At 46.1% G+C, this 21,396-nt stretch carries 18 protein-coding genes and 2 tRNA genes; all 20 read right to left on the bottom strand.

The window, feature by feature from the left end; translation table 11 throughout:
• Nucleotides 1–61 precede the first annotated feature (61 nt).
• The 20 genes from H7F26_RS06630 to mfd all read right to left on the bottom strand — a co-directional run bounded on the left by H7F26_RS06630 (nt 62) and on the right by mfd (nt 21,381).
• On the bottom strand, nt 62–952 hold the full coding sequence (locus tag H7F26_RS06630) for a peptidyl-prolyl cis-trans isomerase (RefSeq protein ID WP_003178246.1): 891 nt from the start codon (nt 950–952) through the stop codon (nt 62–64).
• Between the two features lie 52 nt (nt 953–1,004).
• On the bottom strand, nt 1,005–1,874 hold the full coding sequence (gene hslO, locus H7F26_RS06625) for an Hsp33 family molecular chaperone HslO (protein WP_003178244.1): 870 nt from the start codon (nt 1,872–1,874) through the stop codon (nt 1,005–1,007).
• Nucleotides 1,875–1,885: 11 nt separating this feature from the next.
• Nucleotides 1,886–2,662, bottom strand: coding sequence for a type III pantothenate kinase (locus tag H7F26_RS06620; RefSeq protein ID WP_003178242.1), 777 nt, complete (start codon nt 2,660–2,662; stop codon nt 1,886–1,888).
• Nucleotides 2,663–2,864: 202 nt separating this feature from the next.
• The gene (ftsH, locus tag H7F26_RS06615; protein WP_003178238.1) at nt 2,865–4,784 is read right to left on the bottom strand and encodes an ATP-dependent zinc metalloprotease FtsH; all 1,920 of its coding nucleotides are present in this window, start codon (nt 4,782–4,784) and stop codon (nt 2,865–2,867) included.
• Between the two features lie 96 nt (nt 4,785–4,880).
• Complete coding sequence (gene hpt / locus H7F26_RS06610) at nt 4,881–5,420, bottom strand: hypoxanthine phosphoribosyltransferase (RefSeq protein ID WP_003178236.1); 540 nt, start codon at nt 5,418–5,420, stop codon at nt 4,881–4,883.
• Nucleotides 5,404–6,834, bottom strand: a complete 1,431-nt coding sequence (tilS, locus tag H7F26_RS06605) for a tRNA lysidine(34) synthetase TilS (RefSeq protein ID WP_016886275.1) — start codon at nt 6,832–6,834, stop codon at nt 5,404–5,406. The genes hpt and tilS overlap by 17 nt, the downstream gene beginning before the upstream one ends.
• A gap of 102 nt (nt 6,835–6,936) precedes the next feature.
• Nucleotides 6,937–7,971, bottom strand: a complete 1,035-nt coding sequence (locus H7F26_RS06600) for a protein kinase domain-containing protein (RefSeq protein WP_003178233.1) — start codon at nt 7,969–7,971, stop codon at nt 6,937–6,939.
• On the bottom strand, nt 7,940–8,677 hold the full coding sequence (locus H7F26_RS06595; RefSeq protein ID WP_003178231.1) for a vWA domain-containing protein: 738 nt from the start codon (nt 8,675–8,677) through the stop codon (nt 7,940–7,942). Before H7F26_RS06595 ends, H7F26_RS06600 begins: the two co-directional genes overlap by 32 nt.
• Nucleotides 8,678–8,753: 76 nt before the next feature.
• Nucleotides 8,754–11,243 (bottom strand): stage II sporulation protein E, encoded by a 2,490-nt coding sequence (gene spoIIE / locus H7F26_RS06590; protein WP_003178229.1) that lies wholly within the window; start codon nt 11,241–11,243, stop codon nt 8,754–8,756.
• A gap of 209 nt (nt 11,244–11,452) precedes the next feature.
• A tRNA-Glu gene (locus H7F26_RS06585) sits at nt 11,453–11,524 on the bottom strand.
• A 10-nt stretch (nt 11,525–11,534) separates the two neighbouring features.
• Nucleotides 11,535–11,608: transfer RNA gene (locus H7F26_RS06580), tRNA-Met, on the bottom strand.
• Between the two features lie 150 nt (nt 11,609–11,758).
• Nucleotides 11,759–12,157: a S1 domain-containing RNA-binding protein gene (locus H7F26_RS06575; RefSeq protein WP_003178226.1), complete on the bottom strand. Its 399-nt coding sequence runs from the start codon at nt 12,155–12,157 to the stop codon at nt 11,759–11,761.
• 79 nt (nt 12,158–12,236) lie between these two features.
• Nucleotides 12,237–12,614, bottom strand: a complete 378-nt coding sequence (locus H7F26_RS06570) for an FtsB family cell division protein (protein WP_003178224.1) — start codon at nt 12,612–12,614, stop codon at nt 12,237–12,239.
• 16 nt (nt 12,615–12,630) lie between these two features.
• Nucleotides 12,631–13,257, bottom strand: coding sequence for a spore cortex biosynthesis protein YabQ (gene yabQ / locus H7F26_RS06565; protein ID WP_003178221.1), 627 nt, complete (start codon nt 13,255–13,257; stop codon nt 12,631–12,633).
• Nucleotides 13,254–13,562, bottom strand: a complete 309-nt coding sequence (gene yabP, locus H7F26_RS06560) for a sporulation protein YabP (RefSeq protein WP_011197470.1) — start codon at nt 13,560–13,562, stop codon at nt 13,254–13,256. The genes yabQ and yabP overlap by 4 nt, the downstream gene beginning before the upstream one ends.
• A gap of 76 nt (nt 13,563–13,638) precedes the next feature.
• Nucleotides 13,639–13,902, bottom strand: coding sequence for an RNA-binding S4 domain-containing protein (locus H7F26_RS06555; protein WP_003178218.1), 264 nt, complete (start codon nt 13,900–13,902; stop codon nt 13,639–13,641).
• Nucleotides 13,903–13,908: 6 nt separating this feature from the next.
• Nucleotides 13,909–15,378 carry a bifunctional methyltransferase/pyrophosphohydrolase YabN gene (mazG, locus tag H7F26_RS06550; RefSeq protein ID WP_003178217.1) on the bottom strand — a complete coding sequence of 490 codons (1,470 nt, stop codon included), beginning with the start codon at nt 15,376–15,378 and terminating at the stop codon, nt 13,909–13,911.
• The gene (locus tag H7F26_RS06545) at nt 15,368–16,960 is read right to left on the bottom strand and encodes a putative polysaccharide biosynthesis protein (RefSeq protein WP_003178215.1); all 1,593 of its coding nucleotides are present in this window, start codon (nt 16,958–16,960) and stop codon (nt 15,368–15,370) included. Before H7F26_RS06545 ends, mazG begins: the two co-directional genes overlap by 11 nt.
• Before the next feature lie 213 nt (nt 16,961–17,173).
• Nucleotides 17,174–17,710, bottom strand: coding sequence for a stage V sporulation protein T (gene spoVT, locus H7F26_RS06540; protein WP_003178213.1), 537 nt, complete (start codon nt 17,708–17,710; stop codon nt 17,174–17,176).
• A 137-nt stretch (nt 17,711–17,847) separates the two neighbouring features.
• Entirely contained in the window at nt 17,848–21,381 is a 3,534-nt protein-coding gene (mfd, locus tag H7F26_RS06535) for a transcription-repair coupling factor (RefSeq protein WP_003178212.1), read from the bottom strand.
• Between the last annotated feature and the right edge of the window lie 15 nt (nt 21,382–21,396).

Here is a 21,396-nt window from a genome sequence, read left to right as displayed (position 1 = left end):
TTCCGAGTAATTTTATTGGGATTATATCTAATTTATCAATATCAAAATATTTTGTCAATCTTTATTTTTTATCGTCATAAAACCAAGACACTTTCGCATCTTTCCAGAGCGTCTTGACAGAAGCTTTATCGCCTAATTGATCCATCGCGATCTGCCTTCTGATTTGATTTTTCACTTCGCTGTAAGTGAAAGCTTGCCCCGGGAGCTTTTCTTTGAGCTGGATAATCGCATAGCCCTGGCTTGTTTTAATCGGTTCATCCACCCATTGATTTTCCTTTAGTTGTTCAGCTTTCTCCAAATATTCGGCCGGAACGTTTTCATGCTGATCATTGACGAAACCGAGGTCGCCGCCGTAAGGAGCCGTATACCGGTCAGTCGAGTGTTCGGCTGCGGCCGCTTCAAAACTGGACCCTTCCTTCAGTTCTTTAAGAACTTGTTCTGCTTCATCTTTATCTTTGACAACGATATGCTTGAGGCGATAAGAATCATCGAATTTATATAAGTCCTTATTTTTGTTATAGAATGACTTCAATTCGCTGTCAGAAATGACAATGTCTTTTGTCAGGAGCTCTTCAAGAAGAATATTATGCTTGATCTGCTCTTTCCATTCTTTTTCTGTTGTGTTTTCGTCTTCGTAGAAGGAATTGTATACAGCTTTAATCAGCAGAAATTCTCTTTCAATGTCATCATCAGACACTTTGATCTTGTTTTTTTCGGCCATTTGGGTAACTACGCGGTCGTTGATCATATCTTCAAGGGTTGATTTTCCGTAGCGCTCTTCCATTTCGCTCAGCCATTCTTCACGCGTGATGCCGTTTTTTCCGATATGGGCAATGACTTCTTGAGCTGACGATGAAGAAGCGGTCTGCGCTTTCGTCAGAACATACGCGATCACAATGCAATTGACGAAGATCGCACCTAAAATAATCGGCCAAAGTGTTCTCGATTTCAATATGGTGTCTCCCCTTTCCCCATTGTAAAAGACCCGCTACTGGATAGCGGGCTTATATTTCATCTCGAAGCGCTTCAAGCTCTTCCTTTGTAAACAGATACGTTTCATTGCAAAAATGGCATTGAGCCTCGGCTTGGCCATCTTCATCAATCATCTGTTGAATTTCATCCTTGCCAAGACCGATGATGCCTCTTGCGAAACGTTCTTTTGAACAATTGCATGTAAATCGGACAGGAACGGTTTCCAGTACTTCCGGTTCTTCTCCCAATACCGCAGCCAGCACTTCCTCAGGTGTCAAACCTTTCTGAATCAGCTTTGAAATTGGCTCCACTTGTGAAAGGTTTGTTTCAAGCTTCGTGATGGTTTCGTCGTCCGTTCCCGGCAGCAGCTGCAGGATAAATCCGCCTGCAGCTAAAATCGTATTGTCGGGGTTGACGAGCACCCCTACACCCACCGAAGAAGGAACCTGTTCAGAGGACACGAGATAATAAGTAAAATCCTCGCCGATTTCTCCGGAAACGATCTCAACCTGGCCTGTAAATAAATCGCGGAGACCGAGATCTTTTACTACGCTTAGCGTTCCTGACGTACCGACGGCTCTTCTGACGTCAAGTTTGCCGTGTTCATTTAAGTCGAAATGAACGTGCGGATTGGACACGTATCCCCTGACGTCTCCTTTTGCATTTCCGTCAGCGACAATCGCGCCGATCGGTCCGCCTCCTTCAATCTTAACGGTGAGCTTGTCTTCGCCTTTCAGCATGGCGCCGAGCATGACAGCCGCCGTCATCGTTCTTCCTAAAGCGGCGGAAGCGGTAGGCCATGTGTTATGCCTTCTTTGGGCTTCATGAATCGTTTCTGTTGTATTCGCTGCATATGCCCTCACTTTGCCGTCATATGCAATGGCTTTCACTAAATAATCCATACCTCATCCTCCTATACACTTTCAACACGATTCCGTTCATAAATGAGCTCTAGCCCCTTCAACGTAAGGAACGGGTCAACAATATCGATGCAGTCCGATTCGTCTGCAATCAAGGAAGCAAGGCCGCCCGTCGCTATGACTTTCGGATTTTTCTTAGACTGCCATTTCATCCGTTTGACAATGCCTTCAACCTGTCCGACATAGCCGTAAAGAATTCCGGACTGCATCGCGCTGACCGTACTTTTGCCGACTATATGATCAGGCCGTGCAATTTCAATTCTGGGAAGCTTGGCAGCTCTTGAATAAAGCGCTTCAGTTGAAATCGTGATGCCCGGCGCGATCGCACCACCCATATATTCCTTGCGCTCATTAATGTAACAGTACGTCGTAGCGGTTCCAAAATCAACGACAATCAAGGGGCTGCCATAGAGATGAATAGCGGCTACTGCGTTTACAATGCGGTCTGCTCCGACTTCTTTCGGATTATCGTATTTTATGTTTAATCCTGTTTTCATTCCCGGACCGACAATCTGAGGCTCGATCTGAAAATATTTGATACACATTCTTTCGAGGGAGAACATGATCGGTGGTACAACTGATGAAATAATAATCCCCTCGATCTGGTCAAACATCAGTCCGACATAATCAAATAAAGAACGAAGAAGCATGCCGAATTCGTCTTCCGTTTTATGGCGGCTTGTCTCAATCCGCCAATGATATTCGAGCTCTCCTTCGTGGTAGATGCCAAGGACGGTGTTTGTATTTCCTACATCTATAACAAGCAACATTCTGATCACCACTTTTGACTAGTTTCTCTTACTTGGACATAAAACATTCTACCATCATACAATACACGATGCCGATTCTGTTTGTAAACGAATCAAACCGGTGAGGAGAAAGATTTTCCAAAGCGGATTTTTTCAGCCATAAAAAAAGAAAACTGCCAAAAGCAGAGCTTGGCAGTTTTCCTGAAGAGACGAAAAAGCGTCATTACTCTTTTTCATCCTCGTTTTTCTCTTCGTCATCTCGTTTATTGATGTTGACTTTCACATCATCTGTCTTCTCCTGATCATCAGAGTATGTTCGATCAGGAAGTCTTCCGTGCTCAGACAAATGCTTGATTTGCTCAGCGTCGAGCGTTTCAACTTCCAGCAATGTTTGAGCGATCAGCTCAAGTTTGTCGCGATTTTCAGTAAGGATTGTTTTTGCACGTTCATAACATTCCTTAATGAAGCGCTGGATTTCTTTATCGATTTCATACGCAATCGCGTCGCTGTAGTTTTGGTCATTGTTGAAATCTCGACCCAAGAATACTTGCCCGCCTTGCGATTGTCCGAATTGAAGAGGACCGAGCTTTTCAGACATACCGAATTCGGTTACCATTCGTCTGGCAATGCCTGTAGCGCGCTGGAAGTCATTATGGGCGCCCGTGCTGACCTCGCCGAAGATGATTTCCTCAGCTACACGGCCTCCAAGCAAGCCGACAATCTTATCGAGAAGTTCGGGTTTGGTTTGGAAATAACGGTCTTCCTTAGGAAGCATGACGGCATATCCGCCTGCTTGGCCGCGCGGTACAATCGTTACTTTATGCACCATATCCGCCTCATCCAAGACAAGTCCGATAACGGTGTGTCCCGCCTCGTGATAAGCCACGATATTGCGTTCTTTTTTCGAGATCACCCTGCTTTTCTTTGCAGGTCCGGCGATGACGCGGTCTGTCGCTTCATCGATGTCTCGCATATCGATCTTTTTCTTATCTTGACGCGCCGCCACAAGAGCCGCTTCATTTAAAAGGTTTTCAAGGTCTGCACCCGAGAACCCTGGCGTCCGCATCGCGATCGCTTTTAGGTTTACGGATTCATCAAGAGGCTTGTTTCTTGCGTGTACTTGAAGTACAGCTTCACGGCCTTTGACATCCGGGCGGTCAACAGTAATTTGACGGTCAAAACGTCCCGGGCGCAGCAATGCAGGGTCTAAAATATCGGCGCGGTTTGTCGCAGCGATGATGATGATTCCTTCATTGGCGCTGAATCCGTCCATTTCAACAAGAAGCTGGTTGAGCGTCTGTTCACGTTCATCGTGACCTCCGCCAAGGCCTGCTCCCCGCTGGCGTCCGACAGCATCAATCTCATCGATGAAAATCAGACACGGCGCATTTTTCTTGGCGTTTTCAAACAAGTCGCGAACACGTGATGCACCAACCCCGACGAACATTTCAACGAAGTCAGATCCGCTGATGCTGAAGAAAGGCACCCCTGCTTCACCGGCACATGCTTTCGCCAGCAATGTTTTACCGGTACCCGGAGGTCCGACCAAAAGCACGCCTTTCGGAATTCTTGCACCGAGCTCGGCGAATTTGCGGGGATCCTTGAGGAAATCAACGACTTCCACAAGCTCTTGCTTTTCTTCATCCGCTCCTGCCACATCTTTGAATTTGACGCGTTTCTTTTCTTCTGTATAGAGCTTCGCCTTGCTTTTTCCAAAGTTCATAACACGGCTGCCGCCGCCTTGAGCCTGATTAAGCAGGAAGAAGAAAAGAATGAAGATAATAACAAAAGGGATGATGGTGGTAAAGAACGTCATCCATCCATTTGCTTCTTGCGCAGGTTCTATTTGTATCTTCGTTTTTTTCACTTGATCAATGATTTGATCTGCCCCTTTTCCTTCAGGAACATGGGTCAGGAAATACTGATCTTTCTCATAGGTCGTCAGCTGCCCCCGAACCTCGTACACACCCCTGACAGGCTGGATGGAGACATTTTCAACCTTCCCGTTTTCTAGGTTTGAAACAAAGTCACTATACGTCATATTTTCTGTTTTCGGATTTGCGGTTTGGAAGTAGCTCACAACTCCGATCACAACTAATAAAATAAGTAAATAAAAAATGGTATTACGGAAGACCCGATTCATTCCTTACCTCCTCCCACAGTAAGCACAACTATGTTCAATAGTATCATAGAAAATCGTTCCAATACAACAGATATCCCTTTCGCTAACAAGCCCGTATCAGCTCTCATAAACCGCAGGTTTCAGCACTCCGATGTACGGAAGATTACGATAGCGTTCAGCATAATCGAGACCGTATCCGACAACGAAAGCATCGGGAACTTCAAAGCCGACGTAATCCGCTTTGATATCCGCTTTTCGTCCGCTTGGTTTATCAAGAAGGGTTACGATCTTAATCGATTTTGCTTTGCGGTATCGGAAAAGCTCTACAAGATAACTCAAGGTCAGCCCACTGTCGATGATATCCTCAATAATTAAGATGTCACGGCCCTCTACAGATGTGTCCAAATCCTTTATGATTTTCACCTCTCCGGAAGAAACCGTGGAACTGCCGTAGCTTGATACATCCATGAAATCCATTTCCAGATATGTATCAATATGCTTTAAAAGATCAGCCATAAACGGCATGGCTCCTTTTAACACACCGATTGCCAGCGGAAACTTGCCGCTGTACTCTTCTGTCAGAGTCGCGCCCAGCTCCTTGACTTTCTTTTGGATCTCTTCTTCCGAGATCAAGATATTTTCAATATCCTGTTTCATTCTTTGCTAGCCCCCTACACTTTTCATGCTGTCTATATTGTAATACAATGCGATCGTTGTTTGTAACATCAAGTTCCTCAAAAATGGTTTTTTTCAGACCAGGTATCCAGATAATGTTTCCAACCGCGTCTGTTACAATGGGCCAGCTGTCTCTTTTTGAAAGAGGCACTTTTTCATCAATAAATATATCTTTAACCTTTTTTGAGCCGTTCATCCCTTTAAGTTTGACTCGGTCTCCGTTTTGCCTTGTCCGTACGTAAAGGGGAAACTGAACCTGCTTGGGACTTGTTGCAAAAACATCATTTCCTTGCAGCTTCCGGGTTGAACCGGGTCCGCTCACATGAAGGGAGGAGCCGCCGGGAAGTATCAGTTCTTCTTCGCCTGCCCCGCTTATTTCATAATGATAGGAAACATTTTCACATTGTAAACGCTGAAATGTAAACAAACATGTATGATAAGATTTTGCGACTTTTAACCCATTCGGAAAATCAAGGGAACCGGATGGTCCGTCTTGTGAAATCCAATCCAGAAACACTTGAATATGATGGGCTGAAAACGCTGATGGAACGTTTTCATAAAGATAGTTTAATATTAGATGAACTCCCCTTCTTTGTAAAGGCATAGGGAGCGCAAGAAGTCGTTCGATGCTGATTTCCACGCCTGAACTTGACTTGCTTGTGATTACTGTATTCATTTTGTCTTTCGTTAATGCCTGTAAGTATAATTCGTCTTCTGTCAGGAATTCACTGACGGATTGAAACCTTTTATGGACATCTTCCGACTCTTTCTTCAGAAAAGGGAGAACATGGTGCCTGAACCGGTTCCTGGTGTAATCATCCTCACTGTTGCTCGGATCGGTTCTAAACGGTATTCGATTCTCTTTGCAGTAAGCCAAAAGATCATCCTTTGACAGCCTCAGAAACGGCCTGAGCAGCCAGCCGCTGTCAAAACGGCGCTTTGGCTGAATTCCGGCAAGCCCGATTCCGACAGTGCCTTTTGCCATCTTCATCAGCATCGTCTCCACCTGATCATCTCCATGATGACCCAGAACCAGGTATTCGGCCCGGTGCCTTTTCATTAACTCTTGAAAAAACGCATACCGGCATTCTCTCGCAGCAGCCTGTTTATTCAGATTGTTTTCAGCGGCAAATGCCAGGACATCGATTTGCACCGCCTCGCATTGTATGCCTTCCGCCTCGCAGTAGTCCTGAACGAACCGCATATCACGCTCGGACTCTTCGCCTCTGAACATATGATCGACGTGTGCGGCAATCAGCGTTGCAGAAGCGGGAACCGTATGGTGCAGAGCATGCAAAAGCGCCATCGAATCAGGTCCGCCGGAGACACCTGCAATCAGCGTCACTCCATCAAATGACAGTTCGTATTTTTTCATGAAATCTTCAATACTTTTCACAATGTCCTCCCACTAAGAGCAGGGTGTATTTCAAAAGATATAAATATCCTAACACTTTCAATCGGTCCCTGCAAAGAAGAGCTATCCGCCGAGAATGCACAGCTAAATAAAAAAGAGAACGATATACGCAAAGTAAAGGGCAAGAACGCTTACGACGATCAACAGCGTTTCAAAAACACCGCCGGATTTAGAAGGGTTTCTTTGCTTTCTGCGCCCGCTCCTTAACCTTTGCTGCTGAGGCGTCCCCTGCTTATGCCGCAGGCCTTGCGACGGGGCAGATGCCGATGAGGAACGGGCTGTTCTCGACTGGCGGCTGCTTTGCATTCGTGGCGGCCGGCCGATTTCCAGAAGATCTCCCTTCATTTCATCAGCTGTTCGATAGCTTCCTTTTAAAGCAGAAGCAAGAACCGGTTTATACCGTTTTAAAAACGGATGTCCGTCAATGACTGACATGAGCTGCTCCTGAGGCCTTGCTGTCTTCTTGAATTCTTTTTTCACCGCACAGTTCACCATAATCATGGCGACTGAAAACAGGTCATACGACGGCTCAGCCTTACGAGTGCCGAATTCCCAATAGCCTCTGTCAAAAAACTCCGTATATTCCTTAATTGCCCGGCCCTCTTTTGTCGTCCCGCCCACATCAATGCAGCGGATTTGCGGCGGAGGACCCGTCACGATTAAATTCTCGGGCTTTAAATCTCCAAACACCCATCCTTCGCGATGAATCGCCGACAGGCTTGAGAGAAGCTGGCTGATCAGCACCGGAGTCCATTCCTCGCCTTTTTCGTTTACATATCTTAAAAGAAGCGGACCTTCAATATATTCCATGACATAAAATGAAAGTTTTTTGCCGGTGCCTGTAACCATCATGTCATCCACATCAAAAAAAGAAGGCCCCATTGCTTTTGCCTGGGCCTTTGAGAAAGATTTCAGAACATTCACTTCCGAGGTAATGGACAGGCTGTCATCGCTCACTTTTAATGCAACCCGGCCCTTTCTTGAATCGGCCAGATAAACAACCCCATTTGCCCCTTTTCCAAGCTGTCTGATGATCTTGTAGGAATGATTGTTCCACTTTCCAACAACGGCTGCACCCGGCTTTAGACTAGCCGCCAAACTCGTCGAAGCGTTTTTCATCGTCTTCTAACATTCTCCTTCTTGAGCCGATTTTGTTAAAATGCTGAATCGCCTCTCGTATTGCGGGTCCTGTCGGTGTAATGCCACCGGCTGAAAGCTTGGAAAATATTGAAGAAAGAGATTCAAACTTCGGGGTCCAATCGAGCACAAGTTCGACCTCTTGTTTTTTCCCGGGAAATATAAGCATCGCAAATTCGTTTTCGCCGATTCTTGAATTGAGACTGATGGAAAGATCTATCAACGCTTCTTTAACGGTCGGAAGCTTCGGATTCATGCTTGCGCTTGTATCGACAAGAACCAGTACATGAAGATGCACGGTCTCACCAAGCTCGTCAACGACTTCCATGACTTCACCGCGTTTATCAGGAGGCAGTTCATCCATTTCGGTATGCTTGCCGAGAATTTGTTTGAGCTCACTGTTGACCACGCCTTGAATGGTTTGCGTCATCGCCTTTTTTGTCACCATTTGAACGGTCTGCGACAGCTGCGACGTGTAAACCAACTGGTGAACTCCTCCGCCTGCGAGAGCGATCCCTTCGACTTCTTTCATCGCCTCCTGATCCATTTCATGCTCGTCCATAATCCCAATCACATTCACGGTAATTCCCTGCTCTTTCGCAAAGGCAGCCATGGCCTGCGGGTCTTCGCCGCGGTTTGAACAGCCGTCCGTCAAAAGCAGGATTTGATTCAAATGCCCCTTTTTCATCGTTTTTATTCCTCCTGGACAAAGATATCTTGATTTAGTTCCATCATCGCCAGAAGAAATTTGATTTATACGAATGCTAAGAAATCTCTTGATTCTTTTGGAAAAAAGCCGGCGCCGGAATGGAGGCCCACTTTGGCGTATTATGGTCCAGCTTGATGACAATCACCGTCATGTCGTCCTCAATCAGACCCGACCTTGTCCGGATCACTTCTTCCATGATTAAGTCGGCGATTTCCTGCGGCTCCTCGGTTTTCAGCGATTTCAATTTGCGCTTCATCCACAGATCATGATTTTCCACATGTCTCGGCCCTTCAAAGATTCCGTCGCTCATCATGATCAAAAGGTCTCCCGCTTTTAATTGCTCGCTGACAACATCGACATCGAATTCTGTAATGATGCCGATCGGCAGATTGCTGGCCTGCACTTTTATAATTTGATCGCCTCTTTTAATAAAGCTCGGGGTGGAGCCGATTTTCAAAAACTTGCAGCTCGCATCCTGAAGATCGATGACCGATAAATCCAATGTCGAATAAATTTCATCTGTTGTCCTTAATGAAAGAATGCTGTTAATCGTTTTAATCGCCACTTTTTCGTCGATGCCCGACTTAAGAATCTTTTCCAGCAGCTTGATCGTCTCATTGCTTTCAAAATGGGCCCTTGCGCCATTTCCCATACCATCGCTAATGGCGGCGGCATATTTGCCGGTGCCGAGCTCCATCATATTGTAGCTGTCGCCGGAGACAAGCCCTCCGCCTTTTGCTGCATGCGCGGCTCCTGTCACCACCCTGTATGACTTCGCCGAACCGAAGGCAACATGACAATATCCATTCGGATGGCCGGCGCACTGTTCTGCTTTGACGATAATTTGTTCTTCCAAAATATCGGACAGCATCGGAGCGATGATTTTTTCACACTCTCCATGGCCGTTGCAATACGGGATACTCATTTCAATATCGATGTTTCCCTGCTCAAGGCTGTATATTTCGACTTGCTGAATCTCGATGCCGAAGTGCTGCAGCGCATCCCGAATTTGCTCTTCTTGAATAAAATGCTGCTCCCTTTCCCTTTTTATTTCCCGAGAAAAGTCCGCCATAACCTGAGAAACGCCGAGAAGCTGCTCTGCAACGAGACGTCTGCTGTCATGCACCTTTTGTTTTAATGTCTGGTTCGCCCTAAAATGAGTCAGCTCGTCTTCAATCAGCGCTTCTACTTGCTTTGATTTGGAGCAGTGCTGATGAAACTCCTTTTTCAGCTTGCGGTTTTTAAAATATTGCTTTTCTTCCGTTTCCTGCATAACCCGTTTCATCAAATCATATGTTTTATCAAAGTTCTGAACCCAGCACTTGTTTTTCTTATAGCATGACTGACAGGAATGTTCTGTCACCGTGCTCAAAAACAGATCGATCTCTTTTTCTTTTCCTTCATCGTCCGGAGCTGAATGATAAAAGGTAGCGAAGCTTTCGGATAAAGCGTGAAAAACGTTCGAAAACTGATCGACTTTTTGGGCGGTGACATCGCGGATTTTCCTTGCATACTGCTGCTGTTCCTGGGCGTGCTCAGTCGTTCCAGGTATATACTTGGCCACTTTTTTCGTAATCGACTGAGGGGTTAAAAGGAACAGGCCGATTGCAATCAGAGATTCATAAAGCGTCGGCACTAATTCAGCCGAACCTTCTCCGTACAGAGAAATCAATAGAGATCCAATCAATAAGCCGACCGCTGCGCCGAACTTTTTTCCTTCTTTTAGCAAACCGCCGAGAAGGCCTGAGAAAGCCAGCAGGCTCATCTGATATAAATTGCCGATGTTTGAGAGGCTGAGAATCAGCCCGGTCACAACCCCGACTGTACAGCCGATGCTTGCGCCTCCGATGAACGCGAAAGCGAGCACGACATAACGGGCCAATATCAGTTCAGCCTGCATGCCTTGAAATGAAACGCCTGTCAAGCCCGTGAGAACGGAAGCGATTAAAATCATAAAACAAATGATCTCTTCAATTTTCAGCGACTGTTTCGCCCGCTTTGATGTGACAATCGGCAGGCTTTGCAGAAAAATCAATGTGAGGATAAACGATAATCCGGCTTCAACGAAAGCCATAATATAGTGATAACCTGAAACCGTTCCGTATTCGGCATATACGAATCCGCATCTTGTCACAGCCATCGCCAAAAAGACGACGACAGGCAGCGTTCTGACACGGTCTTTTATAATAAGGGACGTCATTTTTGTACATATCGCAAATGCAAACAGAGCCGCAAGCACGAACAGCGAATGCTGAGGCGATATGCTCAGAGCTCCGGCAAGAAGCGCCAGGCATGCAAGGAAAGCTTTATCTTTTTTGATTAAAAGCATCGCTCCGAAAAATGGAAGAGCAAAGGGAATGACCTCTGACAGAATGAAGGCTCGTCCCAATAAAAAACCGATGACCATATAGATCAGCCCTTTATAAAAAAAGAGGGAATATAAATGCTGCATCATAAGCTTCGTCATGCTGCCAAACCATGAATACAATTTTTGAACAGCAGGTCCAGCTATTGGGCTGTTCACTCTTCTTTCCGCTTTTTCCATGCTCTCATCTCCCACTCGTTTATTCGTTGCTTGCCATTATAGCGAAAGATGAAATAGGATTTTGTCAAAAGAAGGTAACGAATTCAAAGAACTGTTCGACGCTTTTTGTAGCATGCTTCAATCACTCTTGATAAGTCGAGTCCATTCCCGTTATTTTGCATATTTTTATGCAGCAAAAAACCGGCTTCAGAAGAAGCCGGTTTCCGGAATGACCCGTACGGGATTCGAACCCGTGTTACCGCCGTGAAAGGGCGGTGTCTTAACCACTTGACCAACGGGCCTTCATATAAGTAGCGGCGGAGGGGATCGAACCCCCGACCTCACGGGTATGAACCGTACGCTCTAGCCAGCTGAGCTACACCGCCATGTTGTTGATTTCTTTTAACGCACAAGTTCTATAATACAAAGGATTGCCCTATCCGTCAATAGAAATTTTAATAAAAATTTTATTAGAAAATAAAAAGGCATCCGTTGGGATAAGACGAATGCCTTTCGTTTATATAGAAAGCAGCAAGTTAACCTCTTCTTGCTCCGCGCCCTCCACGTTTTGATTCCGTGTTGCGTTTTAGAGACGATAAGCGATCTTCACTGTCTTTTAAAAACTTATTCATTTTCTGTTCAAACGTTTCTTTAGAGCGGAAATCATTTTTAGGTCTCGCAGGTCTTGATGATTGAGGACGGTCTACAGCCTTTTTGATCGATAAGCCGATTTTCCCATCTTTCTCAACATTAATAACTTTAACTTCTACTTGATCACCGACCTTCAGATGATCATTAATGTCCTTCACGTAGTTATCGGCTACTTCGCTGATATGAACAAGACCTGTTGATCCTCCAGGCAGTTCAACAAACGCTCCGAAATTTGTAATACCTGTTACTTTCCCTTGCAACTTGCTGCCAACTTCAATCGACATAAAAAAAGTGCTCCTCCTTAGACTTAAAAAAGATCATTTGTTTAATTATACATAAAGAAAAAATTAAGTGTCAACAAGGCTACTTGCTCTTATCTTCAAACTTGAAGATGATTTCGCCATCCTTTGAGAGGTAGTAATCCTTTCTGGCAAGCTCTGCAACGTAGTCCTCGTCCTTTAATTTCACAATCTCATCTTTCAAATCCGATTTTTTTGCTTCCAGCTGTTCCAATTGTTTCAAAAGCTCAGCTTTCTTCTCTTGCTTCGCGCTGATATCCGAAGTCTGCGACCAGAGCGAGCTGACAATCACAATCGCCGACAGCAGCACAACGGCGCCGAAAACCATCAACCGTCTGTATAGACCGCGTCTTTTTCTTTTCAGCTGCTGCTGTTTTCGCTCCATCTGCTCTTTGTATTCGTTCTGTATTTGCGATATGTTGCGTCTTGTGGGATCATTCATTCCAGACGGCCTCCCTTCATTTTTTTAAAAGTTTTGCCTTAATTGTTATGAATAGTTTCTTCCCCTTTTCGAAAAATCCTGCTCCTTTTTGCAAAAAGCGTCTCAACAATCCCCGAACCGGGGCGGGAAGAAGCCTGCAGCATTGATATAGTATAAAATAAATCGGGTATCCTGCAAATTTTAATATCTTATATAAACATACCGCAAAAAAACGAAAAAGAACATAGATATTTCTCATTGTAAAGAGAATGATGGCTAAAATGGCTTGAAACGTCCATACAACAGGCCGAAACACCATCATCCGCATCATCTTTGAGCCCAGCCTGGAGATGAATATAAAAAAGGAAATCATCCATTCCAAAAGCTTGATATAGACCTGCTTAAAAAGGCTCTGATAAGCGGCAAAACCAAGCATGACCGCCAGAAAGATATAAATTCGGAATTCCCCTTCATTCACGCTCAGCAAAACATAGAAAAAAAGGAGGCCTTGTACTACCCAAAACAAAAAGTCATGGAGAAACAACAGCCACCTTGCTGTTTTCGAGCGAACGACAAAACGGGTATAGGTGTCAAGGGAAGCGCCAAGCCATGCCCCCATTCCGGCCATGGCCAGCATCGTATAGAACTGTGTGGTCAGCGTCATTTAAACAACTTGCTAAAAAATCCTTTAGCTTTCTCCCCCTGCTGCTCATCCAAATAGACGAGATCAAGCACTCTTCCCTTGATGGAGACAACGCCTTTTTCCACATCGAGATTCTTCATCTGCAGGTTTTCGCCTCTGACTGCAAGCATGCCCATTACCGTCTCAAGTAAAAATTCCTCGTTGTCAAAGCTCTCGACCTGCTTGACACCGGATATATCCAGAAGCTTGCGGCCCTTCATCGTCACATTATGTTCAGGACCAGATGCCCCGCCGGAAGGGTTGTGCTGATCATAATATACATTCATCGATTCATCCCCCATATCCTCATACTAAAGATTCGATACTGCATTGTATGAGACGGGGGATTTTTTTAGAACAAGCCTATTCTCCTCCCAGCTTCTCCTCTTTGAGAACGGTATACATATCAGCGGCTTCTTCTTTTTTTGTCGTATCCTTCAATTCATTGACTTTGACGGTTACAAGTTTTTGGCCGAAACGCACCGCAAGCTCGTCCCCCGCTTTGACAACAGAGCTTGCTTTCGCCTGCTGGCCATTGATCGAAATTCTTCCCTGGTCAGCCACTTCTTTTGCAAGCGTCCGTCTTTTAATCAGCCTTGATACTTTGAGAAATTTGTCGAGTCTCATCGCTTGTCAGCTCCTTTCAATGCCTTTCGCTTCATTCCACAGTTCGTCCATTTCTTCAAGCGTCATACTTTCCAGATCCTTGCCCATGCGCTTTGCAGATTGTTCAATATATGTGAACCTTCTGTAAAACTTGGCGTTTGTCATCGCGAGGGCTTCTTCCGGTTCAATTTTATAAAACCGGCCGATATTGACGAGCGCGAATAAAAGGTCGCCGAACTCTTCTTTCATTTTTTTGCTGTGCTGTTCGGCTTCGGAAATTTCTGAAGAAAATTCTTTCATTTCCTCCTGGACTTTATCCCAAATATCCTGGACATTCGACCAGTCGAACCCGGTCTTTGCCGCCTTTTTCTGAAGCTTGTTCGCTTTTGACAAAGCAGGAAGCGGCTTTGGAATATCGTCGAGGAGGGATTTATCGTCCGCTTGTTTCTCCTGCTTCTTGATCTCTTCCCAGTTTACCATGACGTCGGCCTCATCACGAACAGAGACCTCTCCGAAGACGTGCGGATGCCTTCTGATCATTTTTGCGGTGATGCCGCGAATCACATCGTCAATTGTAAAAAGGCCGTCATCCTCGCCGATCTGCGCATGCAGAAGAACTTGGAGCATCACATCGCCAAGCTCCTCTACTAAGTGGTCGGGATCTTCTTCATCAATCGCCTCTAGCACCTCATAGCATTCCTCGATTAAGTACTTTTTGAGCGACTCATGGGTTTGTTTTCGGTCCCAAGGGCAACCGTCCGGTCCGCGCAGCTTTCTGATGACACTGCGGAACATCGAAAATTCCTGGTGGAGAATCTCTTCGTCTTTGACAGGCGGCACATAGACGCTCGTTAAATTATTGATGCCCACGCTTCTGTCCAATTCGTAAAGAGGCACTGTCCGAATGTCTTGCATGCTGCTTCCGGCCGCTGTTACAATGACGACTTCATAGTCATCAGGAAGCTTTTCCATTAACGTCAGTTTGACCTCTGAAGCCGTCATTTGATCATATACCTGGCAAATAATCAAATGATGACGGAGCTCGACTTCGTCGGCTGAAAACCGGACGGCATCGACAAACTGAAACCCGTCAATCGGATCGATCTGCAAAGCATTTAACGTCGCATCAATAAAGCTGTGGCCTCCCTCGACGACGACATCGGCCTGATGAGCCCCACGCCTCTCAAGCAAAAGCTGGACCGTTTTTTCAGCGACGAACGGATGGCCTGGAACGGCATAGAGCACATCCCCCTGCTTCGCCTCCTCAAAAAGCCGCTCTACGATCTCCTCGTAAACATCTTCGAATTGATCATGCTTTTCATAGACCTCATCAAAAAAATGAATCTCCGCTATTTCTTTTTTCAGGTCTTCTATTAATGGATGGTCTTTCGTCCTGACATAAAGAACCTCCGCTTGTGTGAGCCGTTTATATACACCGAGGGTTAATTGATTCATATCGCCTGCCCCAAGGCCGACTACCGTGATTTTACCGGCCATGCCTGCCGCCCCTTTCTCGTTTTAATGTCAGGAGCTTGCTGCCAAAAGGCACAAGCTCAAGTTCTTTTTCTGAAAACACGCGCAATGTGAAGATACCGGACAAAAAGACAACGCCGCCGACGAAAACGGCGCTAAGACTTTCCGCCGCTGAGATCCATCTGCTTTTATGTGGTATGGCCGCTTCAAATGCAAAAAGCCACACCGCCAGAGCGGCCGACATGATCACAGCCGACAACAAAACACCCGCTATCCTGTATTCCGACAGCTTAATCCAGCCTTTTCTTTTCAGCTGAAAAAAATTGAGCCCCGCAACAGCGGCAAATGACATCATAGTAGCAAAAGCAGCGCCGGAAATGCCGAAACCGGGGATCAGAAGCTCGTTCAATACGGCTTTCACCAAAATGCCGCAGCAGACGAATACAGCCGGAAGACATGTATTGCCGAGTCCTTGCAAAACAGCAGTCATCGTCATCGCCAGCGATGCAAAGAGAATCGACGCGCTGAAAATTTGGAGCGCAGCCGTTCCATCGCTGTTTTTAAACAGCATGACATTGACCGGCTCCAAAATACAAATCAGACCGGCGGCTGCTCCAGTGCCGATGACAAAGCTCATTTTTAGCGAATACCGGATCTTTTCCTCCAGCACTGCAGTTTCTCCCTTTTTCTTCGCTTTCGTAAGGGACGGGACAAGAGCCGTCGCAATGCTCGCAGCAAAAACGGTTCCCAGCTGCAAAAGCGGCTGCCCCCTGTCATACACTCCTTTTGTATGTTTCGCCTGAAGTTCGCCCATTCCTTGTCCGGCCAGCAATGAATACAAGTGCAATGCGTCGACGAGCTGGATGAGGATCAGCATGAGGCCGGCGGTACAAATCGTAACCGAATACAGACACAGCTGTTTTAAAATATCACCCGTCCCGGCCTCAATTCGGACGGCAGTGGCTTTCTTTTCACGCTTGGCCCAAAACACGGCGAGAATGAAAAACGCCGCAAGGCCGCCGACAAGAGAGCCAAAGGCCGCCCCTGCACCGGCGTCATATAAGGAAAAGCCGCTTTTGACGAGCCACCACGTCAAAACAAGAATCGCCCCAACCCGAAGTATCTGTTCTCCAATTTGAGAAAGTGCCGTCGGCAGCATCCGTTCGCTTCCTTGAAAATAGCCTCTCAGCAAAGACACAAACGGAAGCAGCAAATAAGAAAACGACACGGCGCGGATCACCCCGGCAAGGTCGAGATCGCCCATAAACCCTGCGATGGCTCCAGCTCCGGCAAACAAGAGTAGAAAAAAGCCGAGGCCGACAGCCGATAAAAAGAGCATAGACACGCGGAGAATCTTTGCCCGGTTTGCGGACCCGTAATCATTCAGCAACTTTGAAATGATGACCGGGAACCCGGAGGTGGCAAGCATGACAGATATTCCGATCATCGGGTACACCTGCTGAAAAATATAAAAACCGACATCTCCAACTATATTTTGAAAAGGCACTCTATATACAGCGCTTAATATCTTTGATAATATCCCCGCCAATGAAAGTACAAAGGCGCCTTGCCAAAGCAATTGTCTTTGGCCCTTTAAAAACCCCATTCCTTTAAGCTCCTTCCAATGCGCTTTCTAAAAAGCGCACGAAACGAGCTTATTATACCATATTCAGGGCTTGCACCCCTCCTGCAAGTGTGAATTAAAAAAGAACAGCCCAAAAGGTGCTGTTCCAATGCTGATGCTGATTCAAGCTGAGAAAAAACACTTTCGGCATTCCGGCTCGTTTGAGCAGGAATGTCAAAATAAAAGGAATGAGACCTATTGTTCCATTTGCCGGGCCAAAAAGCCGGCGGCAGTTTCAACCGCTTTATGTTCCACTTCGCCGATTGACTGGTCTTTTGAAAAAATGACAACCGCTCCGATCGGGTCGCCGTTTGCAACAATCGGGCCGACGGTATAAGAAGCAACCTCTTCGTCAATACCATCAATAAGCTGAATCGTCTTCGCGTCTCCGTCCAAAACAGAAGTGCGCTGATCCATCGCCTTTTCGACCATGTCGCTGATCGATTTGTTTAAATAGTCTTTTTTAGACCCCCCGGATACTGCGATATACACATCCCGGTCGCAAATCAGCACGGAATGGCCCATGCTGTCATAAAGCGCATCTGCATACTCTTTTGCAAAGTCGCCGAGCTCGCTGATCGGAGAATACTTTTTTAAAATAACCTCCCCATCCCGGTCCACAAATATTTCCAAAGGGTCTCCTTCACGAATGCGCAAAGTTCTGCGGATTTCCTTCGGGATCACGACCCGGCCTAAATCATCAATTCGACGTACGATACCAGTTGCTTTCATCTCTGCTGCCTCTCTTTCATTTGATGATATATCTGGTGGATATAAACAGAGCTGTGTACTTATGTAACACTCTCCACTCTTGATTGGTTTTAGTATCCTTCACATCAAATGTAATATACGCGAGAAACAACAAATTTTTACGATGAAGCGATCGTTTGCTTTTTAACGTTTTGAAGGCCCTTCAATATGTCGAGAAGCGTTTCCAGCCATTCCTCCGGTTTTCGGTTTTTCACTTGAATCGAGATTTTCAATTTCTTCCCTTCCATTCCAAGGCCGATCTGTCTGCCGTACTTGCTGCCGAGTTCAAACAGTTTTTGACCGTCAATTTCGGCACTAGCTTTTTCGTCAATTGTCAGTCTGACGGCGTCTTTATCCTGTTTGATCAGCTCGACGCGTTCCTTGATGGCATATACCTTCGCCTCAGCGATGGCGAATAAATATTCTACTTCTTTCGGATATTCGCCGAAGCGGTCGATCATCTCGTCTTGAAGCTCGCTCTTTTCTTCAATGGTTGAAATCGCTCTAAACCGTTTATACATATCTATTTTTTGCTTGCCGTCTGTCACATACGTCTGCGGAATATATGCGTCAAGCTCCAAATCGATTTCCGGCTCAAACTTTTCAGCTTGCGGTGCATCTCCCTTGCGCGCCTCTATTGCTTCCTTGAGCATTTGCGAATATAAATCGAAACCGACAGAATCGATGAACCCGTGCTGCTGCGCACCTAAAAGGTTTCCGGCGCCGCGGATCGTCAAATCGCGCATCGCGATTTTAAATCCTGACCCGAGTTCTGTAAATTCTTTAATCGCCTGAAGCCTTTTTTCAGCCACTTCCGTTAGGACTTTGTCCTTCCGGTACGTAAAATAAGCGTAAGCTACACGGTTTGAGCGGCCGACGCGGCCCCTCAGCTGGTACAGCTGGGAAAGCCCCATCTTGTCTGCGTCAAATACGATCAAAGTATTGACGTTTGGAATATCAACGCCCGTCTCAATAATCGTCGTACTGACTAGTACATCCGATTCTCCCTCTAAGAAGTTCAGCATGACCGATTCGAGTTCGTTTTCTGTCATCTTTCCATGGGCGTACGTCACCTTGGCGTCAGGTACAAGCATCGAGATTTCTTCTGCTTTTCTTTCAATATCCTCCACCCGGTTGTACAGGAAGTAAACCTGACCGCCTCTGGCCAGCTCGCGTTCTATCGCTTCCCTGACCAAGGCCCCGTTGTATTCGACAACGTACGTCTGTACCGGGAAGCGGTTTTCCGGAGGCGTTTCAATGACTGACAAATCTCTGACACCAAGCATGGACATATGAAGGGTTCGAGGTATCGGAGTTGCCGTTAACGTCAAAACGTCGACATTCGCTTTAATGCGTTTAATTTTTTCCTTATGTGTGACACCGAACCTTTGTTCTTCATCGATGATAAGCAGACCAAGATCTTTGTATACGACATCCTTGGACAACAGCCTGTGAGTGCCGATCACGATGTCTACCGTTCCGTTTTTCAAGCCCTTGATCGTTTCATTTGCTTCTTTTCTCGTCCGGAACCGGCTGAGCAAACCGATATTAATCGGGTAGTCCTGAAAGCGCTCCAATATCGTTTCATAGTGCTGCTGTGCGAGGATCGTAGTCGGCACAAGGATGGCGACCTGTTTTCCGTCTGCAATCGCCTTAAAAGCGGCGCGGATCGCCACTTCGGTTTTGCCGTAGCCCACATCGCCGCAAAGGAGCCGGTCCATCGGTCTTTCTTTTTCCATGTCTCTTTTAATCTCATGGATCGATCTCAGCTGATCCTCTGTCTCCTGATAAGGAAATGCGGCTTCAAATTCACGCTGCATTTCATGGTCGGGTGAAAACGCGTAGCCTTTGCTTGCTTCTCTTTCGGCATAGAGCTTGATCAAGTCATCGGCGATATCCTGAACAGAGCTTTCAACCTTTTTCTTAACCCGTTTCCATTCGCTTCCCCCGAGTTTATAAAGCTTCGGCTCTTTACCTTCGGAACCGACGTATTTTTGCACCTGATCAATTTGGTCAACCGGTACGTAAAGCTTGTCGCTTCCCTGGTAGTGAATATTCAGGTAGTCCTTATGAATGCCGTTGATCTCCAACGTTTCAATCCCTAAATACTTTCCGATACCGTGGTTTACATGAACGACATAATCGCCGATCTGAAGCTCCGAGTAGCTTTTAATCCGTTCGGCATTGGTCAGTTTTTGTTTGCGCGCCTGCTTTTTGACACGCTTTTTAAACAGCTCTTCCTCCGTGATAACGGCCAGCTTGATCATCGGAAGCTCAAAACCGGATTGAAGACCGCCTTCCATAATGTAAATCTGGCCTTGGGCGAGCGCTGCATCCTGGTCGGCCTGTGCGGCTTCGATGTCATAGTCGGACAGTACAGATGCTAGTTTTTCGACGCGCTCTTTGCTGTCTCCGAGAAAAACCGTCGTATATTTCGATTTTTTAAACCGTTCGATCTCATTTTTGAGCACATTCATTTGTCCGTGAAAGCTCTGCATTTGCTTGCTTGAAACATTGACGATGTTTTGCGGACTGGTGTGCTGCACATGCCTTAAAAACAGCGAGTAATACAAAATCGGGCGGGACTGTTTTGAAATGAGGCTGTGAAAAGGAAATGACATCGATGTATCATGAAGGATTTTCCCTTCTTCAAGCAGGCTCGTAATCCATTCTGCCTCTTCCTTTTGCAGCTGGTCTTCCATTTCATGAATACGGCTGATTTCATCTAGTATAAGCAAGGTATTTTTCGGGAAATAATCTAGTAAACTAGCAGGCTTCTCATAGAAATAAGAAAGGTATTTGACCATTTCCTGGCCGATATGCCCTTCCTTGAGCCGCTCTTTGTCTTCCGCGATATTTTGGTCGAGAATTTCCTTTTGTTTATCGAGCTTCAGCTTTTTAAGGCTGTTGGCAAGGCCTTGATCGATTTGTTCAAGCGCCCTTTGCCTGTCTTCATCCCGCACGATCAGTTCCTTCGCAGGGCCGATCGTTACTTCATCGCGCGTTTCCAGTGAGCGCTGATCATCCGTATTGAATATACGAATCGAGTCAACTTCTGTATCAAACAATTCAATCCGGACAGGATTTTCTTCAGTCAAAGAGTAGACATCGATAATGCCCCCGCGTATGCTGAATTCGCCTGGCGCCGCCACCATATCTGTACGCTCATACCCCATTTGAACGAGCTTCTGGAGCAGCTGTTCCGGGTCAATGTCGCGCCCCGTCTCAATGTGAATCTGACTGTTTTGCCATACTTCGACAGGAGGCAGCATTCTTCTGACGGCTGCTGCCGGAGCAACAACGATAGGCGTTTCACCGCTTGCAAGCCTATTTAAGACATCAAGCCTTTGCGAGCGCAGCTCAGGGCTTGCCACCGCTATTTCAGAAGAAATCAATTCGTTGACAGGATATAAAAGGACAGGCTGATCTTTTATCAGCCCTGTTAAATCATCTGTAATTTTTTGAGCCTGATAAAGGTTATGCGTAATTAAAAATACCGGCCGTCTCGTTTCTTTTGTAAGAGCGGCTGTAAATAACGACCGGGCAGATCCGGAGAGCCCCGCAAGCAGCTGTTCCTTCAGCCCTTCGTTCAAGCCGTTGACGATGGATTTAAAATCATCGCTTTTTGTTATATAGGATTGAATATTGTTCAAATGAGCCCCTCCTCT

It is taken from the genome of Bacillus sp. PAMC28748, assembly GCF_014250415.1.
GTDB classification, from domain to species: Bacteria; Bacillota; Bacilli; order Bacillales; family Bacillaceae; genus Bacillus; species Bacillus licheniformis.
Note: the sequence above shows the minus strand (reverse complement) of the source record. Positions and strands in the feature narration are given on the sequence as shown.